The 21741-nt window shown below is 69.6% G+C and carries 20 protein-coding genes; 9 read left to right on the forward strand and 11 right to left on the reverse strand.

What is annotated here, in order from left to right; all coding sequences use genetic code 11:
• Position 1: 1 nt before the first annotated feature.
• The 6 genes from G4D83_RS14590 to ftsE form a co-directional block, all read right to left on the reverse strand.
• A complete protein-coding gene (locus tag G4D83_RS14590; protein ID WP_338041918.1) occupies positions 2-1891 on the reverse strand; it encodes a PEGA domain-containing protein in 1890 nt (629 codons plus the stop codon).
• A gap of 92 nt (positions 1892-1983) precedes the next feature.
• Positions 1984-3354 (reverse strand): S41 family peptidase, encoded by a 1371-nt coding sequence (locus G4D83_RS14595; protein ID WP_163865343.1) that lies wholly within the window; start codon positions 3352-3354, stop codon positions 1984-1986.
• A 57-nt stretch (positions 3355-3411) separates the two neighbouring features.
• Positions 3412-4272, reverse strand: coding sequence for an alpha/beta fold hydrolase (locus tag G4D83_RS14600; protein WP_163865344.1), 861 nt, complete (start codon positions 4270-4272; stop codon positions 3412-3414).
• 76 nt (positions 4273-4348) lie between these two features.
• Positions 4349-5473 (reverse strand): murein hydrolase activator EnvC family protein, encoded by a 1125-nt coding sequence (locus tag G4D83_RS14605; RefSeq protein WP_163865345.1) that lies wholly within the window; start codon positions 5471-5473, stop codon positions 4349-4351.
• Positions 5470-6372 (reverse strand): cell division protein FtsX, encoded by a 903-nt coding sequence (locus tag G4D83_RS14610; protein WP_163865346.1) that lies wholly within the window; start codon positions 6370-6372, stop codon positions 5470-5472. The genes G4D83_RS14605 and G4D83_RS14610 overlap by 4 nt, the downstream gene beginning before the upstream one ends.
• Positions 6369-7061, reverse strand: coding sequence for a cell division ATP-binding protein FtsE (ftsE, locus tag G4D83_RS14615; RefSeq protein ID WP_163865347.1), 693 nt, complete (start codon positions 7059-7061; stop codon positions 6369-6371). Before ftsE ends, G4D83_RS14610 begins: the two co-directional genes overlap by 4 nt.
• Before the next feature lie 122 nt (positions 7062-7183).
• On the opposite strand from ftsE, the gene G4D83_RS14620 reads away from it, so the two are divergent.
• Positions 7184-8656 (forward strand): SLC13 family permease, encoded by a 1473-nt coding sequence (locus G4D83_RS14620; protein WP_163865348.1) that lies wholly within the window; start codon positions 7184-7186, stop codon positions 8654-8656.
• Between the two features lie 63 nt (positions 8657-8719).
• Here the strand turns inward: G4D83_RS14620 and G4D83_RS14625 are convergent, their stop codons facing one another.
• On the reverse strand, positions 8720-9277 hold the full coding sequence (locus G4D83_RS14625) for a nickel-dependent hydrogenase large subunit (protein ID WP_163865349.1): 558 nt from the start codon (positions 9275-9277) through the stop codon (positions 8720-8722).
• Positions 9278-9521: 244 nt separating this feature from the next.
• Between G4D83_RS14625 and carF the strand changes: the two genes are divergently transcribed.
• Complete coding sequence (gene carF, locus G4D83_RS14630; RefSeq protein ID WP_163865350.1) at positions 9522-10388, forward strand: plasmanylethanolamine desaturase; 867 nt, start codon at positions 9522-9524, stop codon at positions 10386-10388.
• A 131-nt stretch (positions 10389-10519) separates the two neighbouring features.
• Here the strand turns inward: carF and murI are convergent, their stop codons facing one another.
• Both murI and G4D83_RS14640 read right to left on the reverse strand, forming a co-directional pair.
• Positions 10520-11335 (reverse strand): glutamate racemase, encoded by an 816-nt coding sequence (gene murI / locus G4D83_RS14635; protein WP_163865351.1) that lies wholly within the window; start codon positions 11333-11335, stop codon positions 10520-10522.
• A 116-nt stretch (positions 11336-11451) separates the two neighbouring features.
• Positions 11452-12762 (reverse strand): hypothetical protein, encoded by a 1311-nt coding sequence (locus G4D83_RS14640; protein ID WP_163865352.1) that lies wholly within the window; start codon positions 12760-12762, stop codon positions 11452-11454.
• Positions 12763-12931: 169 nt separating this feature from the next.
• Here G4D83_RS14640 and G4D83_RS14645 point away from each other — a divergent pair, with 169 nt between their 5' ends.
• The 7 genes from G4D83_RS14645 to G4D83_RS14675 are packed head-to-tail and all read left to right on the forward strand — an operon-like array spanning position 12932 to position 19692.
• On the forward strand, positions 12932-13642 hold the full coding sequence (locus tag G4D83_RS14645; protein WP_163865353.1) for a MotA/TolQ/ExbB proton channel family protein: 711 nt from the start codon (positions 12932-12934) through the stop codon (positions 13640-13642).
• Between the two features lie 12 nt (positions 13643-13654).
• Positions 13655-14128, forward strand: a complete 474-nt coding sequence (tolR, locus tag G4D83_RS14650; RefSeq protein WP_163865354.1) for a protein TolR — start codon at positions 13655-13657, stop codon at positions 14126-14128.
• A gap of 3 nt (positions 14129-14131) precedes the next feature.
• Complete coding sequence (locus tag G4D83_RS14655) at positions 14132-14917, forward strand: energy transducer TonB (protein ID WP_163865355.1); 786 nt, start codon at positions 14132-14134, stop codon at positions 14915-14917.
• Positions 14914-16209, forward strand: a complete 1296-nt coding sequence (locus G4D83_RS14660; RefSeq protein WP_163865356.1) for an LpqB family beta-propeller domain-containing protein — start codon at positions 14914-14916, stop codon at positions 16207-16209. The genes G4D83_RS14655 and G4D83_RS14660 overlap by 4 nt, the downstream gene beginning before the upstream one ends.
• Positions 16210-16259: 50 nt before the next feature.
• The gene (locus tag G4D83_RS14665; protein ID WP_163865357.1) at positions 16260-17444 is read left to right on the forward strand and encodes an aminotransferase class V-fold PLP-dependent enzyme; all 1185 of its coding nucleotides are present in this window, start codon (positions 16260-16262) and stop codon (positions 17442-17444) included.
• Positions 17445-17458: 14 nt separating this feature from the next.
• Entirely contained in the window at positions 17459-18394 is a 936-nt protein-coding gene (locus G4D83_RS14670) for a Ppx/GppA phosphatase family protein (RefSeq protein ID WP_163865358.1), read from the forward strand.
• A gap of 11 nt (positions 18395-18405) precedes the next feature.
• Entirely contained in the window at positions 18406-19692 is a 1287-nt protein-coding gene (locus G4D83_RS14675; protein ID WP_163865359.1) for a spinster family MFS transporter, read from the forward strand.
• A 168-nt stretch (positions 19693-19860) separates the two neighbouring features.
• On the opposite strand, the gene G4D83_RS14680 is transcribed toward G4D83_RS14675, so the two are convergent.
• Together G4D83_RS14680 and G4D83_RS14685 are read right to left on the reverse strand one after the other, a co-directional pair.
• On the reverse strand, positions 19861-21180 hold the full coding sequence (locus G4D83_RS14680) for a lysophospholipid acyltransferase family protein (RefSeq protein ID WP_163865360.1): 1320 nt from the start codon (positions 21178-21180) through the stop codon (positions 19861-19863).
• A gap of 35 nt (positions 21181-21215) precedes the next feature.
• Positions 21216-21734: a hypothetical protein gene (locus tag G4D83_RS14685; RefSeq protein ID WP_163865361.1), complete on the reverse strand. Its 519-nt coding sequence runs from the start codon at positions 21732-21734 to the stop codon at positions 21216-21218.
• Positions 21735-21741 lie beyond the last annotated feature (7 nt).

Here is a 21741-nt window from a genome sequence, read left to right on the forward strand (position 1 = left end):
GCTAGTAATTCCGGAGATCGTCTTCGTCGATGGACGGCCGCTTCTTCTTCTCGTCTTCCTCGCGCTTGCGCCGCTCCTCTTCGTCGCGCTTGCGCTTGGCCTCCGCATCCGCCTCTTCCTGCTTGCGGCGCTCGTCCAACTCGCGGCGCTGGCGATCCACCTCTTCACGCCGCTTGCGCAGCTCCTCTTCACGCTGGGCGGCCTCGTCGTCCTTCGTGCGGCGCGTGTCCTGCGTGCGCGTCGTGGGAGGAGGCGCCACCGGCTCGGTCGTCGGAGGCGGCGTCTTCGCGGCCGGGGCCGTGGGCGTCGTCTTCGCGGGAGGAGCCGCGGGCGTCGTCTTCGCCGGAGGCGGCGGAGGCGGCATGGGCAGGGACTCACCCACGGGCCTGGTGCCCTTGGGAGGCGGCGGCATGCTCAAGGAGTCGCTCTTGCCATCGCTCTTCGCCGGGGGCGGCGTGGCCTTCGACTTCTTGGGCGTGGGTGCGGGAGCGGGCTTGGAGTCACCGCCGCTGCCGCCACCGCCGGAGAAGGCGAACCAGCCCCCCAGGCCCGCGGCGACCGCGCCGGTGAGCAGGCCGATGTCCGCGACGAGCGCGTACGTCTTGCCCGTGTCCTTGAAGTCCTGCGCGCGAGGGCTGGTCTGCGGCGCGCGGCGGAAGTCATCCTCCTTCGAGGACGCCTCCATGCCGAAGTAGATGCCGCCCGCGAGCAGCGCCACGCCAGTGGCCATCAGCACGTAGCCCATCGTCTTGCGGTTGGAGCCGCCGCCGCCCGAGAAGTGCGTGACGGGCTTGTTGCCGGCGAGGCGGGCCGTGTCCGCGCCCACCAGGGAGGACAGGAGCGCGTCGGAGCCTGTGGCCATTCCCTCGCCCGAGGGCACCGCGCCCACGGCGTAGGCCAGGTTGTGTCCATCCGTGACATCGAGCCGCAGGCCCGTCACCTGGAGCGGCGCGGTGCCCGTGCCACCGCGCACCAGCAGCGCCAGCACCTGGGACACGCCCGCGAGCGCACCCAGCTCCCGCAGGGCCACGTCCCGCTCCGACCCTTCCGGCTTGCGGACGATGCGGTCAGAGATGGCCTGCAGCGCGCGCATGGACGCGGCGGGGGCCAGCGTGAGCTTCGTGTCACTCTCGCGCGCCCGGCGCTGCTCCACCTCGAAGCCCGGCGCCATCACCGTCACGAAGTGGTCCGCGGGCGTCAGGCCCTTGAGCTCCACCGGAGACACGCCCCGGAACTGGCCGTCCACGTACACCTGCGCGGGCACGGGCTCGGTGCTCACCGACAGCGTCCCCGTGGAGCCGGCCAGGGCCGCCTTGCGCTCCTTGTCCACGAAGGCCATGTCGTCCGGCGGGAAGAAGTTGGGCGAGAACTGGGCGCGAGGGTCCACCGCCAGCACCGCGCGAATCTCCAGCTGCGCCGCCGTGCTCTCGCCGTTGGCCACCTGCGAGGCCGCCTTCATCACCCGGGCGCGGCTCAGGTCGCCGAAGTTGCGCGACATGTCACTCGCCTCGAACGCGCGAGCCGCCGCGTCGAACTGCTGGAGCGCCTTCTGCGTGTCCAGTTCGTCGTACGCCATCTGGCCCGCCTTCATCGCCTCGGCGCCCTCGGCGGCCTTCGCCTCACGCGCGGCCTTGCCCCGCGCGTCCAGCGCGTCGGTGAGCCTCACCAGGTCCAGTCGACCGGAGCGCGCCACCGACTGCTCGGCCCAGTACGCCAGCCGCGCCGCCTCCGTTCGTGATGTCGCATCCAGCGAGATGGCCACCACCGTCACGGAGGACGGTGAGGCGGTGGGTACTGCTCGGGGAGTCAGTCGGAGGGGGAGGCTCGACTGCGCGGCGGCGGGGCCCACGGCCAGCATGCCCACCAACCACCCGCTGAGGGCCGCGTGCATCGCGCGTTTGCTCGAAGGTCGCATCACTCGTTCACCTTTGTCCGCCCGCCATCAAACGGAGGTCTCGCCGAAAAGCAAGGGGGAAGGAGTCCTCAACGACCCTCGGCGCGAGCCGGAGGCCGTGCCGAAGTGGTGGTCAGCGCGTTGAGATACTCGAGCGAGACCTTGAGCGGGTAGTCCTTGAGGGCCGCCGTCGCCTCCCAGGGCGCCAGGTTCTCCGGCAGGCCCCGGGGCGCGGATGACGACGGCGCGGAAGCGTCGGTGGACTCGGCGCGGAAGTGGCGCTGGAGGTCCTTCTCGCGCGGCGTCTCGCGGCCCGGCTTGCCACCGGGTTCGTCCGGCACGACGTAGTCGGGGGTGATTCCCCGCTCCTGGATGCTGCGGCCCTTGGGCGTGTAGTAGCGGGCGATGGTCAGCTTCAGGCCGGAGCCGTCCTCCAGCTCGATGACCGTCTGGACACTGCCCTTGCCGAACGTCTGCGTGCCCAGGACGGTGGCGCGGCCGTGGTCCTGGAGCGCGCCCGCCACGATTTCGGACGCGGAGGCGCTGCCCGCGTTGACCAGCACGACGAGGGGGTAGTTCTTCTCCGTGTCGCGGTCCTTGCTGCGCTCCTCGGTGGCGTTGCGGCCGTCCCTGCCCCGCGTGGAGACGATGGGCAGGTTGCCCGGCAGGAAGCGGTCGCTCATCGCCACCGCCTGGTCCAACAGGCCACCCGGGTTGTTGCGCAAGTCCAGCACCAGTCCGCGCAGCTCCTTGCCTCCGTTGAGGCCGCGCAGCCTGTCGAGCTCCTTGCGCAGGTACTGGTCCGTGCGCTCCTGGAAGTTCTTCACCTTGACGTGGCCGATGCCGCCGTACAGCTCGCCCTCCACGGAGACGATGCGGATGTGGTCCCGGATGATGGCGATTTCGCGGGGGGCAGTGAAGCCGTGCCGCAGGATGCTCAGGAGCACGCGTCCGCCGGCGGGGCCTCGCATCTTCTGCATGGCGCGCCCCACGTCCATGCCCCGCGTGCTCTCTCCGTCGATGCCCACCAGTTCGTCGCCCGCCTTGATTCCCGCGCGCGCCGCCGGGGTGTCGTCGATGGGCGCCACGACGATGATGCGGTCGTTCTTGCGCGCGATTTCGATGCCCAGGCCGCCCCACTCGCCCGAGGTGTCTATCTTCATCTCGCGGAAGACCTCCGGCGGCATGAAGACGGTGTGCGGGTCCAACGTGTCGAGCATCCCCTGGATGGCGCCGTAGACGAGCCGCTCCTGGTCCGGCGCCTCCACGTAGTTGTTCTCCACGTAGGACAGCACGCGCGCGAAGGTCTCCAGCTGGCGGTAGGTGGCGTCGTCCTTCTCCGCCCGCGTCGCTCTCGCGCTGTTCGCGGGCGCGCCCTTCTTCTCATCCGCGGCCGAGGGCCCTGACAGGAGGAGGAGCGCGACCAGCGCCGCGCGCCATGGCTGATGGAGACCCGTCACGTCGGTACGTCCTTTCGCGGTGAAGCTCGAAGGGGCGTCCCAGTCTATACCCAGCCCTCAGAGGCTCGACGCATCCGCGAAGCGCACCAGATGCGACACCAGCTCGTCCGGACGCTCCATCTGCGGCACGTGCCCGAAGCCCTGCACCACCCTCACCTGCGCATGCGCGGGCAGGTGGGCGCGGAACCAGTCCAGCGAGCGCGACGGCAGCAACCGCTCGCTGCCGCCCCACAGGAACAGCACCGGCATGGACAGCTTGCGCACCGCCTCTGGCTCCAGGCTGAGCCGGGAGGTCATCGCCTCGGCGGTGAGGGCCTTCACGGTGGGTGTGTCATAGAAGCGGCGCAGCTCGGGCGCCAGGAGCAGCGCCGGCAGCGGCGCCTGGTGGAACAGTCGCCGGGTGAAGGCACGAGCCTCCGCGGGTGTGCCCACCTTGAACGAGTTGAGCAGCGCGGTGCTCTCCTCCACCGGCAGCTCCGCGCCCGCGGGCGCCACCAGCACCAGGGCGCGCACCCACTGGGGATACTCGGACGCGAGGCTCACCGCCATCGCCCCGCCCAGCGAGTTGCCGACGACGAAGGCCGGCTCCTTCACCTCCTGCTCCACGAAGCCGCGCAGCACCTCGAACTGGTTGCGCACGCAGACCTGGCCGCCGCAGTACTCGGTGGAGAAGCCGTGGCCCGGCAGGTCCGGTGCGACGACGCGGGAGAAGCGCTTCGCCAGGCCGAAGAACGTCCGGCCAAAGCCGTTGGCCGAACCGCCCAGCCCGTGCACCAGCACCACCGGCGGCCCCTTCCCCTGCCCCTTCAGCGAGTAGAAGTGCACCGATTGGCCCCCGACATCGACTGTCGAGGACTGGACACCTCGCGCCACCAGGACGCGCCGTACCGCCTTCTGCATTCCGCCCATGAGGTCCATGCGCTCGCCTGCTCCTCTCGTGCTGGGAGTCCGTTGCCTCAGGATAACAAGCCGTGAATCACTTCGCCGCAACGCGTCATTGCATTGGAACCAGCCAAGAGGCCGGGTCGACGGCCTGCCCGCCCTTTCGGACCTCGAAGTAGAGGTACGAGCCCTTGAGCGAGCCGGTGTCTCCCACCTCGCCCACCACCTCGCCCGAGGCCACGGCGGCGCCCAGCTCCAGGGCGATGGAGGACAGGTGGGCCATGAGCGTGTGGTAGCCGTCGCCGTGGTCGACGATGAGCAGGTTGCCGTAGCCCCGCAGGGAGCCCGCATAGACGACGGTGCCATCCGCCACGGCCACCACCGGGGTGCCGGAGGCGGCGCGGATGTCGAGCCCCTTCTGCACGGTGACGGTGTTGAAGCGCGGGTTCACCACCTTGCCGAAGGCCACCTCGATGATGCCGCGCGCGGGCTGGGGCAGCTTGCCGCGCAGGGCGCCGAAGCCGTGCGTGGCGGGGGCCTCCTTCAGCTCTCGCACCACCTGGGACAGCTCCGCGTCCGCCTGCTCCAGCTCCTTCACCGCGCGGCGGGCCAGCTCCGCCTCGCCCGCGAGCGAGCCCACCACCTCCTCGAGCGCCTCGTGCTGCGCGCGAGCCAGTCGCTCCTGCTCCTGGAGGAACGTGACGCGCGCGGCCAGCGAGGACTGGAGTCGCTTCAGCTCCAACGTGGACTGGCGCTGCAGGTGGGCCACGCGCTGCACGCCGCGCAAGAGGTCCAAGTCGCCCGACATGCTCGCTTCCAGCGCGCGCGCCCTCCACACCAGCGCGGCGAAGTCCTCGGCGGACAGGAGCACCTCCAGCGGCCGGCGACGCATGACGCGGTAGAGGGTGCGCAGCCGGGGGGACAGGCGACGGAGCTGCACGCGCAGCGCCTCGCGCAGCAGCACCTCCTCGCGCTCGGCCAGGATGACGCGCTTGCGGAACACCGCGAGGTCCGCGTCCAGGGCCCTCACGCGACGGCGGGAGAAGGCGACCATCTCCTCCATCAGCTCCAGGCCCTCGAGCACCGTGAGCTTCTTCGACTCCACGAGCGCCAGCGTCGCGCGCTGGGCGGCGAGCTTCTCGCGCAGTTCGGACTGCTCCGCCTCCTCAAGCTTCTGCGCGCGCGCTGGGAGGCTGGCCAGCAGCAGCGCCAGGGCGAGGACGAAGGACCGGCTCATACGCGCAGGAAACGCCCCACCGCGACGAAGCTGCCGCCCAGCCCCAGGCCGCACCCCGCGCCCACCAGTTCCATCACCAATCGCGGCTCCACCCACGGCGCCGCCACGCCCGGGCCCAGGAGGAACGCGAACAGCGAGCCCAGCGTGGGCCCCACCAGCCGACCGAAGGCCCACAGCCCGAGCAGCGCCACGCCCGCGCCGAGCAGACCTTGAAGCAGCCCCTCCAGCAGGAAGGGCGCCTTGACGAAGCGGTCCGTGGCGCCCACGAGCTTCTGGATTTCAATCTCCTCGCGCCGCGAATAGATGGCGAGCTGGAGCGTGGCCGCGACGATGACCACGGTGGCGCCCAGCACGACGACGAAGGCCACCAGCGAGCCGAAGCGCAGGGCCCGGGCGATGGCCGTCAGTCGCTCCACGGCCTGCTCTCCGTAGTCCACGCCGGACACACCCGGCAGCGCGCGCAGCTCCTTGGCCAGGACCTGGAGCGCCTCGGGCGTGCGCTGCTCCGGAGGAACGCGCAGCTCCAGCGCCGCGGGCAACGGGTTCTCCGGCAGCTCCGCCAGGGCCTCGCCCAAATCCCCCAGCTCGGTGCGAAGGCGCTCGAGCGCGGCATCCGGAGGCACCAGCGTCACCTGGCCCTTGCTGAGCTCCTCGACGCGGGCGCGCACGCCGTGCGCCTCGTCCTGCCCCAGCTCCGGCGCCAGATACACCGTGACTTCCACTTCGCCGCCCAGCGACGCGAGTAGATTGTCCAGCACCCGCGCGCTGCCTCGCGCGAGCCCCGCGGAGAACAGGGCAATCGCGATGGTCGTCACCGCGATGAAGTGCACGAAGGGCGAGTGCTTGAGCCCCACCGCCGCCGAACGCCAGAAGTACCGCGTCTTCGCCAGCGCGCTCATACGACCATCCGTCGCGCCGCCTTGACGCCGTCCTCGTCGGAGACAATCTGACCGCGCTCCAACCGCACCGTGCGCTTCTGATAGCGGGCCAGCAGCGTGGCGTCGTGCGTGGCCACCACCACCGTGGTGCCTCGGATGTTCACCTGGGTGAGCAGGTCCATGATTTCGACGGTGAGCGCCGGGTCCAGGTTTCCGGTGGGCTCGTCCGCCAGGAGGATGGTCGGGTCGTTCACGAGCGCGCGCGCAATCACCACGCGCTGCTGCTCTCCACCGGAGAGTCGCAGGGGGAACGAGTTCGCCTTGTGCTCCAGGCCCACCAGCTTCAGCATCCGGCGCACCTTGTCCCGAGCCGCCGCGCGCGGCACGCCCAGCACGTCCAGCGTGAAGGACACGTTGTCCTCCACCGTCCGGTGCGGCAGCAGCTTGAAGTCCTGGAACACGACGCCGATGTTGCGGCGCAGGTAGGGCACGGCGGACTCGCGGATGCGGGCGATGTTGCGGCCCCCCACCAGAATCTGCCCCTTGGTGGCCTTCTCGGCGCAGAAGATGAGCTTGAGCAGCGTCGTCTTCCCCGCGCCGGAAGGGCCCGTGAGGAAGACGAACTCGCCCTTCTCCACACTGAGGTTGATGTCCGAGAGCACCGGCGGATCGCCGGGATACGCCTTGTAGACGTGGAAGAATTGAATCATGGCGCGGCGCGGGAGAGCGCCAACCTACCACGGCCGGGCGGAGGCGACCCACGCACGCCGGGAAGGTGGCCGGGCTTTCCCCTCCCACCCTCGGCGCCACCTGTGCGACGGTGGCACGCCATATGAGCGAGCAGGCCGCGCGGCGTGCGACGACGGGACAGTGGGTGGGACGCATCGCCGGCCCCGTGGCCGCCGCCCTCATCTACGGGGTTCCCTCGGGTCTGCACACCCTGCCGGGGCTGGACCACCGCCCCGCCGCCGCGGCCGCCGTCGCCGCGTGGATGGCCCTCTGGTGGTTCACCGAGGCCGTCCCCATGGCGTGGACCGCGGTGCTCCCCGTGGTGCTCTTCCCGCTCCTGGGCGTCTTCGACACGGACAACGTCGCCGTCGCCGTGGGCCGCGCCACCCTGCCCTTCCTGGACCCCTACATCTTCCTCTTCATGGGAGGCATGGCCCTGGGCGCGGGCATGGAGCAGTGGGGACTGCACCGGAGAATCGCCCTGCTCATCATGCGCGCCGTGGGCACCGGGCCGGAGCGTCTGCTGTTCGGCATGCTCGCGGCCACCGCCGCCGTGTCGCTCTGGATTTCCAACACCGCCACGGCGGTGATGATGGTGCCCATCGGCATGGCGCTGCTCGCCCAACTGCGCACCGCCGAGGGCCGCCCTCTGGAGCACTTCGGCGCGGCGCTCATGCTGGCCGTCGCGTACGGCTCCAACATCGGCGGCATCGGCACCAAGATTGGCAGCCCCACCAACTCCGTCTTCGCGGGCGTGGTGTCGCGCCGGATGGGCACCGACGTGGGCTTCGTCGAGTACATGGTGGCGGCCCTGCCCTTCGTCCTCATCTTCCTGCCGCTGACGTGGGCAGTGCTGTGGCGCTGGGCCCGTCGCGACAAGATGGGGCCCGGCCAGGGTGGGGACGTCATCAACCGCGAGCTGGCTCAACTCGGCCCCCTGTCCCGGGGCGAGCGCACGGTGGGCCTCGTCTTCTTCGCGGCCGCGGTGCTGTGGATTTTCGGCGACCCGATTCGTGAGGTCCTCGCCGGCCCCGTGGCCCGCGCCTTCAACGGCTTCAAGCTGGGGGGCAAGCACTACGAGGCCACGGTGGCGATCGTCGGCGCCGTGACGCTGCTCGTGCTGGGGCGCCTGTCCGTGGCGGCCCTGCGGCGCGTGCCCTGGGACACGCTGCTCCTGCTGGGCGGGGGCTTCGCGCTGGCGGCGGGAATCGAGGCCAGTGGCCTGGCCTCCTGGATGACCTCGCGCCTGTCCGGCCTGGAGTCGCTGCCTGTCATGGTGCAGCACGGCGTCGTCGCCAGCGCCACCATCCTGCTGTCGGCCATCGCCTCCAACACGGCGACGACGAACGTCATGCTCAACGTGCTGCCCGCCTCGCGGCCCCTCCTGGCGGTGAGCACCTTCGCGGCCTCGTGCGACTTCGCGCTGCCCGCGGGCACGCCGCCCAACGCCATCGTCTTCGGCAGCGGCGTGGTGCGCCTGCCGGTGATGATGCGCGTGGGAGTGCTGCTCGACCTGCTCGCCGCGGCGGTGCTCACGGTGTACGGAGCGACCTGGGTGGCGTGGGTGCTGCCCTAGTCGGGAAGTGTCGACCTCCCGACACCGCGCTCCTGGAGCGACGTGCCACCAGGGAGCCGCGGGCTACTGGTCGCCTTCTCCGGCGAGGTAGCTGAGGATGACCTCGTCGAGGCTCTTCTCGGAGATGAGGTCCTCTCCGAACAGCGTCTCGACGCCGACCTCGTTGATCTTCGGCTTCTCCTTCAGGGCGCGAGCGGCGGCGACCTCGGGGGGAAGCATGGGAGGCAGGGGCGCGACGGGAGCGACGACCACCGGCTTGGGTGCGACCGGGCCGGGCTGCATCTTCGCGTGGGCCTGTTCGGCCTCCGAGGCCAGCTGACCGGGCTGATAGTGCCGGACCGTGGACTCGAAGTTGTCGTACACGTTGTTGATGAGGTTGCGCAGCATCTCCTTGTGCTGCTCCTCCATCAACTCCCGGACGACCTCCGCCAGATTCTCCGCGTTGAGGATGTCCGAGTAGGACGTCTTCTTGGACGCGAGGATGTTACCGCCCACGAACAGGTGGGTGATGATGTGGGGATTGTTGACGCCCGAGTCCTCGGTCTGGACGTGGTAAACCTTCCCCTTGTGCTTGATGTTGTGGTTGAAGCCGGTGACGGCCTTCTCAAAGGTTTTCGTCATTGCCGAGGGGCGGACCGTACCAGCCGCTTCCCCACGACACAAGGTAAGCGTCAACCCCGCATGTCACGACCTGGGGGACGGGCCCCCAGACGCGCGCGATTCTTGCGGTCGACGCCCGCCTGCCATGCAGCCCACCTTTCGAGTGGGACCGCGACCTCCGTCCGTTGAAAAGCCGAAAGCGGCTGGGGTACGTACAGGGCATGCGGTGCGGTGTTGAGCGGCGCCAACGTCCAGGACTCCACGGATGAAGAAGACGAACGAGATCAAGAACAAGGTTCGCCTCCAGGACGCCCAGGTCCTGGCCGGAGGCTACTCACCCGCCATCCGCGCCATGGAGATTGGCGCCATCGTCAGCTTCATCGCGCTGGAGCTGTTCCTGGTGTACCGGCTCTACAACAACCCGCACGGCGGCCCATGGCTGCTCCTGAGCGCGGTGCTGCTGGGCTACCTCGCCGCGGACTTCGTCTCCGGCTTCGTCCACTGGATGGGCGACACGTGGGGCTCCACGGAGATGCCGGTGCTGGGCAAGGCGCTCATCCGCCCCTTCCGCGAGCACCACGTCGACGAGAAGGCCATCACCCGCCACGACTTCGTGGAGACCAACGGCAACAACTGCCTCATCTCCCTGCCCGTGGCCGTGGCCGCCGTGTCCATGCCGCTCACCAGCTCCGGCTGGGTGTTCTGCGCCAGCTTCCTGGGCGCGATGATCTTCTGGGTGATGGCGACCAACCAGTTCCACAAGTGGTCGCACATGGACTCGCCGCCGGCCCTCATCGGCTTCCTGCAGCGCGTGCACCTCATCCTGCCGCCGGCGCACCACCGCATCCACCACACCGCGCCCTTCAACAAGTACTACTGCATCACCGTGGGCTGGCTGAACTGGCCGCTCAACCTGGTGCACTTCTTCCCGCTGGCGGAGCGACTCGTGACGCGCGTCACCGGTCTCGTCCCCCGCGAGGACGACATCGGTGACGAGGCGGCCCGCGCGCTCGTGGAGGCCCAGGTCGCCGCCGAGGCCCCCGTCGTCCAGGTCGCCAAGGAGCTGCTCACCAAGGCCACCACGCCGGAAGAGACTCCGCCCGTCCCCGTCACCACCCGCCCGTCGTCCTGAGCGGGCCCCACGGGCGGCAACGCCCGTGTCCTGGTGACTCGGGCGAGCTCCAGCCACGCGATGCGCTGGAGCCTGGACCCTGGCTTGTCGACGAGTGAGGCCCGCGTGCCGCGCGGGCGCCTCCTCCCGACTCAGAACTTCAGGTCCACCTGCTCGGCGGAGTCGATGGGCCGGCCGAGGAACCTCGCCCCCACCTCCATGAAGCGCTCGGGCACATCCGTCACGTAGTACGCGTGAGACGGGCCACTCGCCGTGGCGGGCGCCAGCATCTCCTTGCGAGCCAGCAGCGCCGCCACCGCCAGCGCGGTGGCCTCCGCCGAGTCCACCAGCGCGACGTCGGGCCCCACCACCTCCGCGATGACGCCCTTGAGCAGCGGGTAGTGGGTGCAACCCAGGACGAGCGTGTCCACGCCGTCGCGCGCGAACTCCCCCAGGTACTCACGCGCCGTCAGCAAGGGCACGTCGCCCGTCGTCCAACCTTCCTCCGCCAGCGGCACGAAGAGCGGACACGCGCGCGCCTTCACCTTTACATGGGGATTCGCGGCCTCCAGCGCCCGCTGATAGGCCCCGGAGCGGATGGTGCCCGGCGTGCCGATGACGCCCACGCCGCCGCCCCGCGTGCGCTCCAGGGCCGCCTGGGCGCCCGGCTGGATGACACCCACCACCGGCACCGGCAGCGCCGCCTCCAGCGCCGGCAGGGCCGCGGCGGAGGCCGTGTTGCAAGCCACCACCAGCAGCTTGATGCCGCGCTCCAGCAGGAACTCCGCGTTCTTCAGCGAGTAGCGCGTCACCACCTCGCCGGACTTGGTGCCGTAGGGCACCCGCGCAGTGTCCCCCAGGTACACCGTGCTCTCGTGGGGGAGGTGCGCCATGAGTGACTTGAGGACCGTGAGGCCTCCGACACCCGAATCGAATACGCCAATGGGACTGTGGCTGCCTTGCCGCATGTCCGGTGTCCCTATCACGTTTGATGCCAACGACAGGGTCTCCCCCCGCAACGCGAAGAGGGCCGAGGCGCGTGGCCCCGACCCTCTTCTTCACCCCACGAGCGAGCGGGCTTTGACTACTGCGGGAACAGCGAGACCAGGGCGGCGCTGCTCGGCCCCGGGAACACGTGACCCGAGACGTTGATGAACACGCTGTCGTTCACCGAGAAGTACTCCGTGCCGTTGCCCGCCCTCGCATACATCTCCACCTCGTAGCGGCCCGGGCGGAGGAACTCGTAGACCACCGGCGCGTCGTTGCAGCCGTGCCGGTCACCGACGATGCCGTACACGAGCTCCCCGGTGAAGGCGTCGCGGAAGTTGATGGCCACCTCGGTGATGCCCGCCTGCGAGCAGCTCAGCGCGGAGCCACCGGCGCGCAGCTCCCACTTGATGGACGCCCCGCCAATCACCCACATCGAGGCCAGCACGTTCTTCGTCTCACCGGCCTGAAGAGAGAACTGCCCGCTGTAATAATACCAGGGACGGTTCTGCCCATCGACGGCCACCAGCTGCAGGTCATGGTTGCCGGCGTTCAGCGTGGGCGTGGTGACGCTGGCGCCCGAGCTGCCCTCCGAGCAGCTGAAGCGGACCCACTCGCCTCCGTTGATGCGGGCCTCCACGTGCGTCACCCCAGCCTGCCCACAGCCCAGCCTGCTCGACCCGTCCACGAACTCCCACCGGATGGCGGCGCCGCTGCTCGAGGAGCGCAGGGTGGCCGTGTAGGACGTCGGCTCGCCGTAGCGGGTGACGAACCGGCCGCTGTGGGCGTACATCGTGCGCTGCTGCGAGTCGAGGGCGACCAGCTCCAGGCTGTGCTCACCCGGGTCCAGGTACGGCGTCTTCACGCTGTTGCCACCATGCCCCGCCGTGCAGTCGAAGCGCGCCCACTGCCCGCCATCCACCCGGGCATCCACGAAGGCCACACCCGCCTGGTTGCAGTTCGGGTTGCCGCTGCTGGAGTTCGCCGGGAACAGCCAGTTCACGTACGCGAAGGACGGCGGGGCGCCCAGCGGCGCGAGGTCGATGTTCACCGTCACGTCGCCATCCACCCGGAAGGTGCCCGTCGCCTCGTACAGCACCTCGTTGGTGTAGCTGATGGCCTCCAGGTTGAAGCTGTAGATGCCCGGCGCGAAGTCGTGGAGGACGATGCCGTCGAAGCCGTTGGCCTGGCACGCGTATTGGCCGTCGTTGGCGAGTCGCTCACCGGGAATCGTGATGTTGACCCCCTTGATGTCGCGGTCCTCGTCGCAGCGCAGACCGCCGAAGGTCCAGCGGAACGTCGCGTCGCCCGGATAGATGGGTTCGTCGTAGCCGTCGTCGCCGTGGACGATGCAGCCGGTGGAGACCGCCGCCAGGCAGAGGAGAGCAACCAGCAGTCGGGAGTTCATGGGGGGAACCTGTTCGTGGGGTGTTGAGGTGTTCGGCCCGTTTCAGTCACCTCTGACGACCGCCTCCGGGAATTATTCATCCGTACGGCCAAGCAACTTCAAGCAGGCAACCAGCCCCCACCCTGGTTTGTTTGACCCAGTTGTAGCGGAGTGTTACGCGCTCCACCTCATGACGCCCCACCTGCCCCTGGCGCTTGGCGCCATGAACTACGTGGAGATCATCCGCGACGCTTCCCTCATCGAGCTGGCCGTCCTGCTGCTCCTGATGGGGGTCTCCGTGGCTTCCTGGGCCCTCATCGCCATGAAGGCCACCCAGCTGTCCAAGGCTCGCGCACAGTCTCTCACCTTCCTCGACACCTTCTGGAAGGCGTCCCGGCTGGAGGCCATCTATCAGACGGCCCAGAAGCTCGACGCCTCGCCCCTGTCCAAGGTCTTCTGCGCCGGCTACGAGGAGCTCTCCAAGCTGGCCCAGGTCAAGGAAGGCGGCGCCGAGGGCGCCATGGCCGAGCGGCTGGGCGGAATCGAGAACGTGGAGCGCGCGCTGATGCGGGCCTCCACGTCGCAAATCACGGAGCTGGAGGCGCGGGTGTCGTTCCTGGGCACCGTGGGCGCGGCGTCGCCCTTCGTGGGCCTGTTCGGCACCGTCATCGGCATCCTCAGCGCGTTCAATCAAATCGCCGAGCAGGGCAACGCGACGCTGGCCACGGTGGCGGCGCCGGTGGGCAACGCGCTGTTCGCCACGGCGGCGGGCCTGTTCGCCGCGATTCCGGCCGTGGTCGCCTACAACTCGTTCGTCAGCCGCATCAAGGTGTTCGACACGGAGATGTCGAACTTCTCCGCGGACTTCCTCAACATCATCAAGCGTCACTTCTTCCGCTAGGCGGTCGCGACCATGGGCATGGGCGGAGGCAATCGCGGCGGTGGCCGCACCACGATGAGCGAGATCAACGTCACGCCCATGGTGGACGTGATGCTGGTGCTGCTCATCATCTTCATGGTGACCGCGCCCCTCATCCAGCAGGGCGTGAAGGTGAACCTGCCGGAGACGAAGGCCGCGCCCGTGGAGGCCACGGAGAAGAAGGTGGTCCTCTCCATCGACGCGGGCAAGAAGGTCTACATCGGCGACGCCGAGGTGCCCCTGGAGGAGCTGGAGGCGAAGCTCGCCGCCAACGCCAAGGTGCAGGCCGACAAGGAAGTGTTCCTCCATGCCGACCGGGACGTGCCCTACGGCACCGTCGTGGAGGTCATGGCGGCCGCGCAGCGCGCGGGCATCAACAATGTGGGGATGATCACGGACCCTTCCACGGGGGCCAAGACGTCCAACACTTCGTCCACCTCGAAGAAGCCGAAGGAGGCGAAGCGCTAGCCCATGCACTCCGCGGTGAGCCACAGCCTGCTCCTCAACCGCTCCGCGAAGGTGTCGCCCTTCGTCATCGCGTCCGTGGTGGGGCACATCGCCCTGCTGCTCGCCGCGGTGCTGTACGCGCGCTTCAACGCGTCGCCCCCGGTGGACCTCACCGCGCAGCCCATCCGCGCCACGCTGGTGCGCCTGGGCAAGCCCCGCGACGCCAAGCTCCTGCCTCGCAAGGAGCAGCCGCCACCGCCGCCCAAGCAGGTGGACGCGCCCAAGCCCGCGCCGGAGGCCCCTCCCCCGCCCTCTTCCGCCGCCGTCGCGGTGCCCATCCCCGGCGTCAAGCCGGAGCCGGCCTCCGCGGCCAAGCCCACGCCGGTGAAGGGCGAGAAGGAAGGCGAGGACCGCCGCAAGCGGCTCTTCGGCGCCTTCGACAAGACGGCCAAGGCGTCGCCGGAAGAAGAGCCCGAGGGCGCCGAGGATGGAGACGCGGACGGCGACTCGGCCACCGCCGAGGGCGAGCGCTACTTCGGGATGCTCCAGGCGCAGGTGCGGCGCAACTACAGCGTCGCGGACACCATCCCGGAGTCGGAGCGCATGCACCTCAAGGCCCTCGTCGCGCTGCGTCTGGGACGCGCGGGCGAAGTGCTGGACGTGAACCTCACCAAGCCCAGTGGCAATGATTTGTTCGACGCGGCGGTCCTCAACGCCGTGCGCAAGGCATCACCCTTCTCGCCTCCTCCCGACCACCTTCGAGACGCGCTGCAGAAGAACGGCGTCAACCTGATGTTCAACGCCCTATGAAAGCCCTGCTCCTCTCCCTCGTCCTCGTTCCGCTCGCGGCGCTCGCACAGACGCCGACCATCGAAATCTCCGGCGCCAACTTCCGCCCGCTGCCCGTGGCGGTGCCCGCGCCCATCACCCAGAACGAGGGCGCCAAGGCGCAGGCCAGCGCCTTCGACTCGGCGTTCAACTTCGACCTCGTGGCCTCCGGCATCCTCCAGGTGCTGGACCGCAAGAGCTTCACGGCCGACCCCAAGGAGGGCATGGCCGCCGGCACCATCACCTTCAGCCGCTGGGCGGACGTGGGCGCCGAGGCGCTGGTGAAGATTTCGCTCGCGGACGACGCGGGCACGCTGCGCGGCGAATTGCGCCTGTTCAACGTGGGCACCGGCCGCGAGGACCTCAAGGTCGCCAAGGACGCGCCGGGCAACAACCCGTCCCTCTTGGCCCACCGGCTGGCGGACGCGCTGTACCGGCACTTCACCCGCGAGCCCAGCCCGTTCCTCTCGCGCATCACCTACGTGCGCAAGGCGGGCAACAACCGCGACGTGGTGGTGTCTGACTGGGACGGCGGCAACCCGGTGTCCCTCACCAAGGGCGGCATCAACATCCTCCCCTCGCTGAGCCAGGACGGCACGCAGGTGGCGTACACGTCCTACCGGAAGAACCGGCCGGACATCTGGGTGCAGCGTCCGGGTGGCGAGGCCCGCTCGGTGGTCTCCTCCGGGCAGATGGCCACCGGTGGCGCCTTCTCTCCGGACGGCAAGCGCCTGGCGTACGCGCTGGCCGAGGGTGAGAGCGCGCAAATCTACGTGTCCAACGCCGACGGCAGCGGCGCGAAGGCCATCACCGACACGCCCTACGGCCTCAACACCAGCCCCGTCTGGTCGCCCGACGGCAAGCGCATCGCCTTCGTGTCCAACCGGGGCGGCAGCCCTCAAATCTACGTCATGGGCGCGGATGGCTCGGGCGTGCGACGCCTCACCTTCCAGGGCAACTACAACCAGACGCCGGACTGGTCTCCGCGCGGCGACCTCATCGCCTTCACCGCGCGCGACGAGCGCAACGCGTTCGACCTGTTCACCATCCACGTCGAGACGGGCAAGGTGACGCGCCTGACGCAGGACCAGGGCAACAACGAGGAGCCCGCCTTCTCGCCCAACGGTCGGCTGGTCCTCTTCTCCACCACCCGGGCGGGTGGCTCGCAGCTCTTCGTGATGACAGCGGAGGGCAACAACCAGCTTCCCCTGCGGGCGGAGAAGGGCACGCTCCTGACGCCCGACTGGGCGCCGCTGGCGGACGCGCAGCCGTAGAAGTCGCGGCACGTTGACAGGGGGCGCGTGCTCGGGTCCAGTTCCCGCGCATGAGCGCCCCTTTCCGTTCCCACTGGGGACTGGACCCCGAGGTCCGGTTCCTCAACCACGGCTCCTACGGTGCGTGCCCCACCGCCGTGCTCCAGAAGCAGGCGGAGCTGCGCGCGCGCATGGAGTCGGAGCCCGTCCGCTTCCTCCACCGCGAAATCGAGCCGCTGCTGGATGCGGCCCGGGCCACGCTCGCGGACTTCCTGGGCGCGGATGCGGAGGACGTGTCCTTCGTCACCAACGCCACCAGCGGCGTCACCACGGTGTTGCGCTCGCTGCGCTTCGAGCCGGGTGACGAGCTGCTCACCACGGACCACGAATACAACGCCAGCCGCAACGCGCTCGACTTCGTCGCGGCCCACTGGGGCGTGAAGGTCGTCGTGGCGAAGCTGCCCTGGCCGGTGACGTCCTCGCAGTCGGTGGTGGACGCGGTGCTCGCGCACGTGACGCCTCGCACGCGCCTGTTGCTGGTGGACCACATCTCCAGCCAGACAGCGCTGGTGATGCCCATCGCCCGGCTCATCTCCGAGCTGCGGGAGAAGGGAATCGAGACGCTGGTGGACGGCGCGCACGGGCCGGGCATGGTGCCGCTGACATTGCGCACGCTGGGCGCGGGCTACTACACGGGCAACTGCCACAAGTGGCTGTGCGCACCCAAGGGCGCGGCGTTCCTCCACGTGCGCCGTGACTTGCAGGAAGGCCTGATGCCCCTGGCGGTGAGCCATGGCCGCAACTCGCCCCGCACGGACCGCTCCCGCTTCCGGCTCAACTTCGACTGGACGGGGACGCATGACCCGTCCGCCGCGCTCTGCGTCCCGGAAGCCCTGCGGGTGATGGGGGGCCTGCTGCCCGGCGGCTGGCCCGAGCTGATGGCTGCCAACCGGAGCAAGGCCCTGGCCGCGCGCGCGCTGCTGTGCGAGCGACTGAAGTCCGCCCCCGCCTGCCCCGAGGACATGGTGGGCAGCATGGCGGTGGTGACGCTGCCCCCCGGCTACCCGGTGCAGCCCGAGCCGCCCCTCTACCTGGACCCGCTCCACCTGCGCCTGTTCGACGAGTACCGCATCGAGGTACCCATCACCGCCTGGCCCAGGCCTCCGCATCGTCACGTCCGGGTGTCCGCGCAGGTCTACAACACCGCCGACGAGTACCAGGCGCTGGCGGACGCTTTGGAAGCGCTGCTGCGTTGAGTAGGCTTGCGCGCATGCCGCGATTCGCCACCATCGATATCGGTACCAACTCCGTGCTGCTGCTGGTCGCGGAGCGCACAGCGGAGGGCCGCTTCGAGGCCGTCCAGGAGCGCGCGGAAATCACGCGGCTGGGCCGAGGCGTGGACGCCACGCGCCAGTTGTCGGCGGAGGGCATGGAGGCCACGCTCGCGGTGCTGGAGGCCTTCACGCGCGAGGCGCGGGAGCTGGGCGCGGAGGACATCGCCGTCTCCGCCACGAGCGCGGCGCGCGACGCGAGCAACGGCGCGGAGTTCCTCTCCGCCGCGAAGGAGCGGGCGGGCGTCACGGTGGAGATCATCTCCGGGCAACTGGAGGCGCAGTTGTCCTTCGCCGCGGTGTACTCGGACTTCGCGGGCGAGGCGGCGGGGCCGCTGCTGGTGCTGGACATCGGCGGAGGCTCCACGGAGTTCATCTTCGGCAACCCCGCGGGCCACGTGGAGTTCCGCCACAGCTTCGACGTGGGCGCGGTGCGGCTCACCGAGCGCTTCGTGCGCTCCGACCCGATGTCCCTGGAGGACCGGGCCCGCATCGAGTCGCACCTGCGCGACACCTTCAAGACGCTGCCGGCGCCTCCGCCCGCCTCGGTGCTGGTGGGCGTCGCGGGCACGGTGACGACGCTGTACGCGGTGCGGCACGCCATCGATCCGTACGACGCGGAGCGGGTGCACGGTGGAACGCTGTCCGTGGGCGAGCTGACCGCGCTCGTGGACCGGCTATGCCAGATGCCGCTGGAAGAACGACGTGCCCTGCCAGGCATGCAGCCCAAGCGCGCGGACGTCGTCCCCGCAGGGGCCATCATCTTGTTGGAGTCGGTGAAGGCCTTGGGCCTGGACGGGTGCCGCGTGAGTGACAGAGGGTTGAGGTGGGGACTGCTGGCGCACCGCTTCGGTGTCGGGGCGGCCCGGTCATGAGCGCTCCTTCCATGAGCCTCTCGCCCTCGCCCGCTCCTCCGTCCTCGCCCGCCACGGCGCCCATCGCCCCCGCGGCGAATGCCGGGTACGCGCTGCTCATCCTCACGCTCATCAACCTGGTCAACTACCTGGACCGGTACATCGTCGCGGTGGCGCTGCCGGGCATCCAGAAGGAGTTCGGCATCAACGACACCCAGTCGGGGCTGCTGGGCACCATGTTCATCGTGGTGTTCATGCTGGCCTCGCCGGTGGGCGGCTTCCTGGGTGACAGGTATCCGCGTCGGCTGCTGGTGGCGGGCGGCGTGTTGCTGTGGAGCCTCGCGACGGGAGCCAGCGGGCTGGCCACGTCCTTCATCGCGTTGCTCGTCGCGCGCGCGGTGATTGGCATCGGCGAGGCGGGCTATGGCGCGGTGGCGCCGAGCATCATCTCCGACCTGTACCCTCGAGAGCAGCGCACGCGGATGCTGGCTTTCTTCTACATCGCCATTCCGGTGGGCGCAGCCGCGGGCTATGGCCTGGGCGGCTGGCTGACGCAGCAGTACTCGTGGCACGTGGCCTTCTTCGCGGGAGGCGTGCCGGGCCTGATTCTGGGGGTGATGGCCTTCTTCATGCCGGAGCCGAAGCGCGGCGCCATGGACGGGCCGGACGCGGAGACGAAGCTGCCCTTCATGGTGGGCCTCAGGGGTCTGGGTCGCAACGCCGCCTTCTGGGCGGTGACGGCGGGCTACACGCTGATGACGTTCTCCATCGGTGGCCTGGGCTTCTGGATGCCGACGTACCTGGTGCGCGAGCGAGGGATGGCGGGAGACAGCGCGGGCTTCATCTTCGGCGCGATTACGGCGGTGGCGGGCCTGTTGGGGACGGTGGCGGGCGGCTGGCTGGGCGACAGGATGGACCGCAAGCGCGAGGGCGGTGGACTGTGGATGTCCGGCATCGGCCTGTTGCTGGCGGCGCCGTGCATGTACCTGGCGGTCAACCTGAAGGAAGTGGGCCCCTCGCTCGCGGCGATGGGCGTGGCGCAGTTCCTCATCTTCCTCAACAGCGGCCCCATCAACGCGGCCATCGTCAACTGCGTGCCGCCCGCGTTCCGCGCCTTCGCCATGGGGCTGAACGTGTTGTGCATCCACCTGCTGGGAGACGCGATTTCGCCCGCGCTCATCGGCAACATCGCCGACGCGGCGAACCTGCGCACCGCCATCGCGGTGAACGCCCTGCCCGTCCTGCTGGGCGGCTTTGCCCTGCTCCTCGGTGCGAGGTTGTTCCGCGAGGCAGTGCCACGAGCGCGCGCGACCGCCTGACAGTGGAAGCCATGCCGCGCGATGCCGAGAGGCATGGCCCTACATCGGTCACCTGCCTCTTCCGCGAGACAGGGTCGCTCGCGCTACCAACTGCGAGGGGGAGTGCCGTGCTCGTGCCGCCGAGAGGCGCCTCTCAGCCCATTGGACACCTCGCGTCTTCCGCGAGCGCTACCGCCTGACGACCGCATCGACCTTCGGCCGGTACTCTTCCGCCAGTCGCTCCACCTCGGCGGCCAGCCGCTCGCCATCGGAGAGCAGCAGCGCCTTGAGACGCGCGCGATTGCCCAGCGTGAAGAACACGTCGATGTCCCGCTTCAGCACGTCCCAGCGCTCCGCGAAGTAGAGCGTGAAGAGGGCCAGGGGCGGCACGGCGACGAAGGTGAGGACCGCCCAGACGGCCCCTCCCCACACTCCCGCGGCAACCGTCAGCGCGCCCCACCACACCAGCGCCACGACGAAGGCCGTGAGGAACTTCACCGTCGCCTGCACGTCCAACTCGGCCTTGCGGCTGGCGGCCCGAGGCACCTGGTAGGGCAGCCAGAAGAGCGCCAGGCCCAGGGCAGCGAGCGGCAGACCGAACACCAGCGCCAGCAGGTTCTTCACGACGAAGGGGACGACATTGCCCGTGCGGTAGACGAGCGCGAGGTCCTTCGGCCCTTCCGCGTGCACCAGCGCCAGACGACGTTGAAACGATGCCAGGTGCGTGCGCACGTCCTCGAAGCGCTCGGGCTCCTGGGCGCGGAACAACTGCACACCTCGCGCCCACAGACGCAGGCGCTCCGCGTCCAACGTCCCGCCTTGCTTGAAGGAGAAGAGCTGCTCGGCGAGTTGCACCAGCGGCAGGTCCGCCCACTGCTCCAGATTGAGCGTCACGGCGCGGAGCCCTTCGGCGATGCGCTCAGTGAGCGCGCGCACGGACTCAGGCTCCGACGCGGCATCGGCGGGGAGGAACGCGGCGACGTCGATGGCGGGCCCCACGTCGATGAGGACCTCGCTGCGGAACACGTGCTTCTCCGCGTACGTGAGGCCCACGGGGACGATGCGCACCGGCGCGCCTTCCTTCGCGGCGCTCAGGGCGATGCGCGAGGCCCCTGTCTTCAGCTCCGCGAGACCGGGCTCGGAGTGGCTCTTCCCCTCGGGGAAGATGGTGATGGCGCGACCCTGCACGAGCGCGCCCTTGGCGGCGTCCAGCGTGCCCTCGTTGCCACCCATCTTCGTGGGGTCATCCTGCTTCCGGTACACGGGCAGCGCATCCAGCCCCTTGAGCAACCAGCCCAGGACGGGCAGGCGGAACAGCGGCGCCTTCGCCAGGAACGTCACCTTGCGGCGCGTGAGGACGAAGACGAGGGCCGGGTCGATGAGGCCGTTGGGGTGGTTGCCCACGAAGAGCACCGGGCCCTCGGGCTCGGCGTCGGGCGCATTCACCTTCACCCGGTAGAAGAGTCGCAGACACACCGCCACCACGGCCCGGACGCACGCGTAGAACACGGCCCGGACTGTACCTCACGAGCGGACGCGACTGCTCACGGGTACTGGTCCACCACGAGGATGACCCCCGTGTTGTCCTGCACCACGGAGAAGCCCTTCATCGGGCTCGGGTAGGCAATCAGCCCCTCGCCGTCACGGTCCCACCGCGCATCCAGCAGGATTCCGCAGAACGGCACCGACATCGCGCCACTCTCCGGCAGGAACACCCGGTCATACCGACCGAACACCCGGTGCTTCGTCACGTACAACCGTCCGCCGATGCGCGCGCCGGGCAGCTTCGTCTCCCCCTCCTCCCGAGGCAGCGCAATCACGAAGCTGTAGTTGTACCGGGCCGGCCCTGGGTGGTCCTGGATGGCATCGACGATGACGGGGACCTTGTCGCCCGGCTTCAGTCCCAGCCGGTCCATCTGGACGAGCGAGCCCTTCGGACACGTCCCCTCCGGCGGCATCCACTTGGGGCGCTCCGGCTTCGGCGCCGCGTCCTTCGTGTGGCCACACCCCACCCCGCCCACCGCCACCACCAGCGCCACGAGCCATCTGGACGACGTGCGCATCCCGCCT

Origin of the sequence: Myxococcus eversor, assembly GCF_010894455.1 — a bacterium.
GTDB classification, from domain to species: Bacteria; Myxococcota; Myxococcia; order Myxococcales; family Myxococcaceae; genus Myxococcus; species Myxococcus eversor.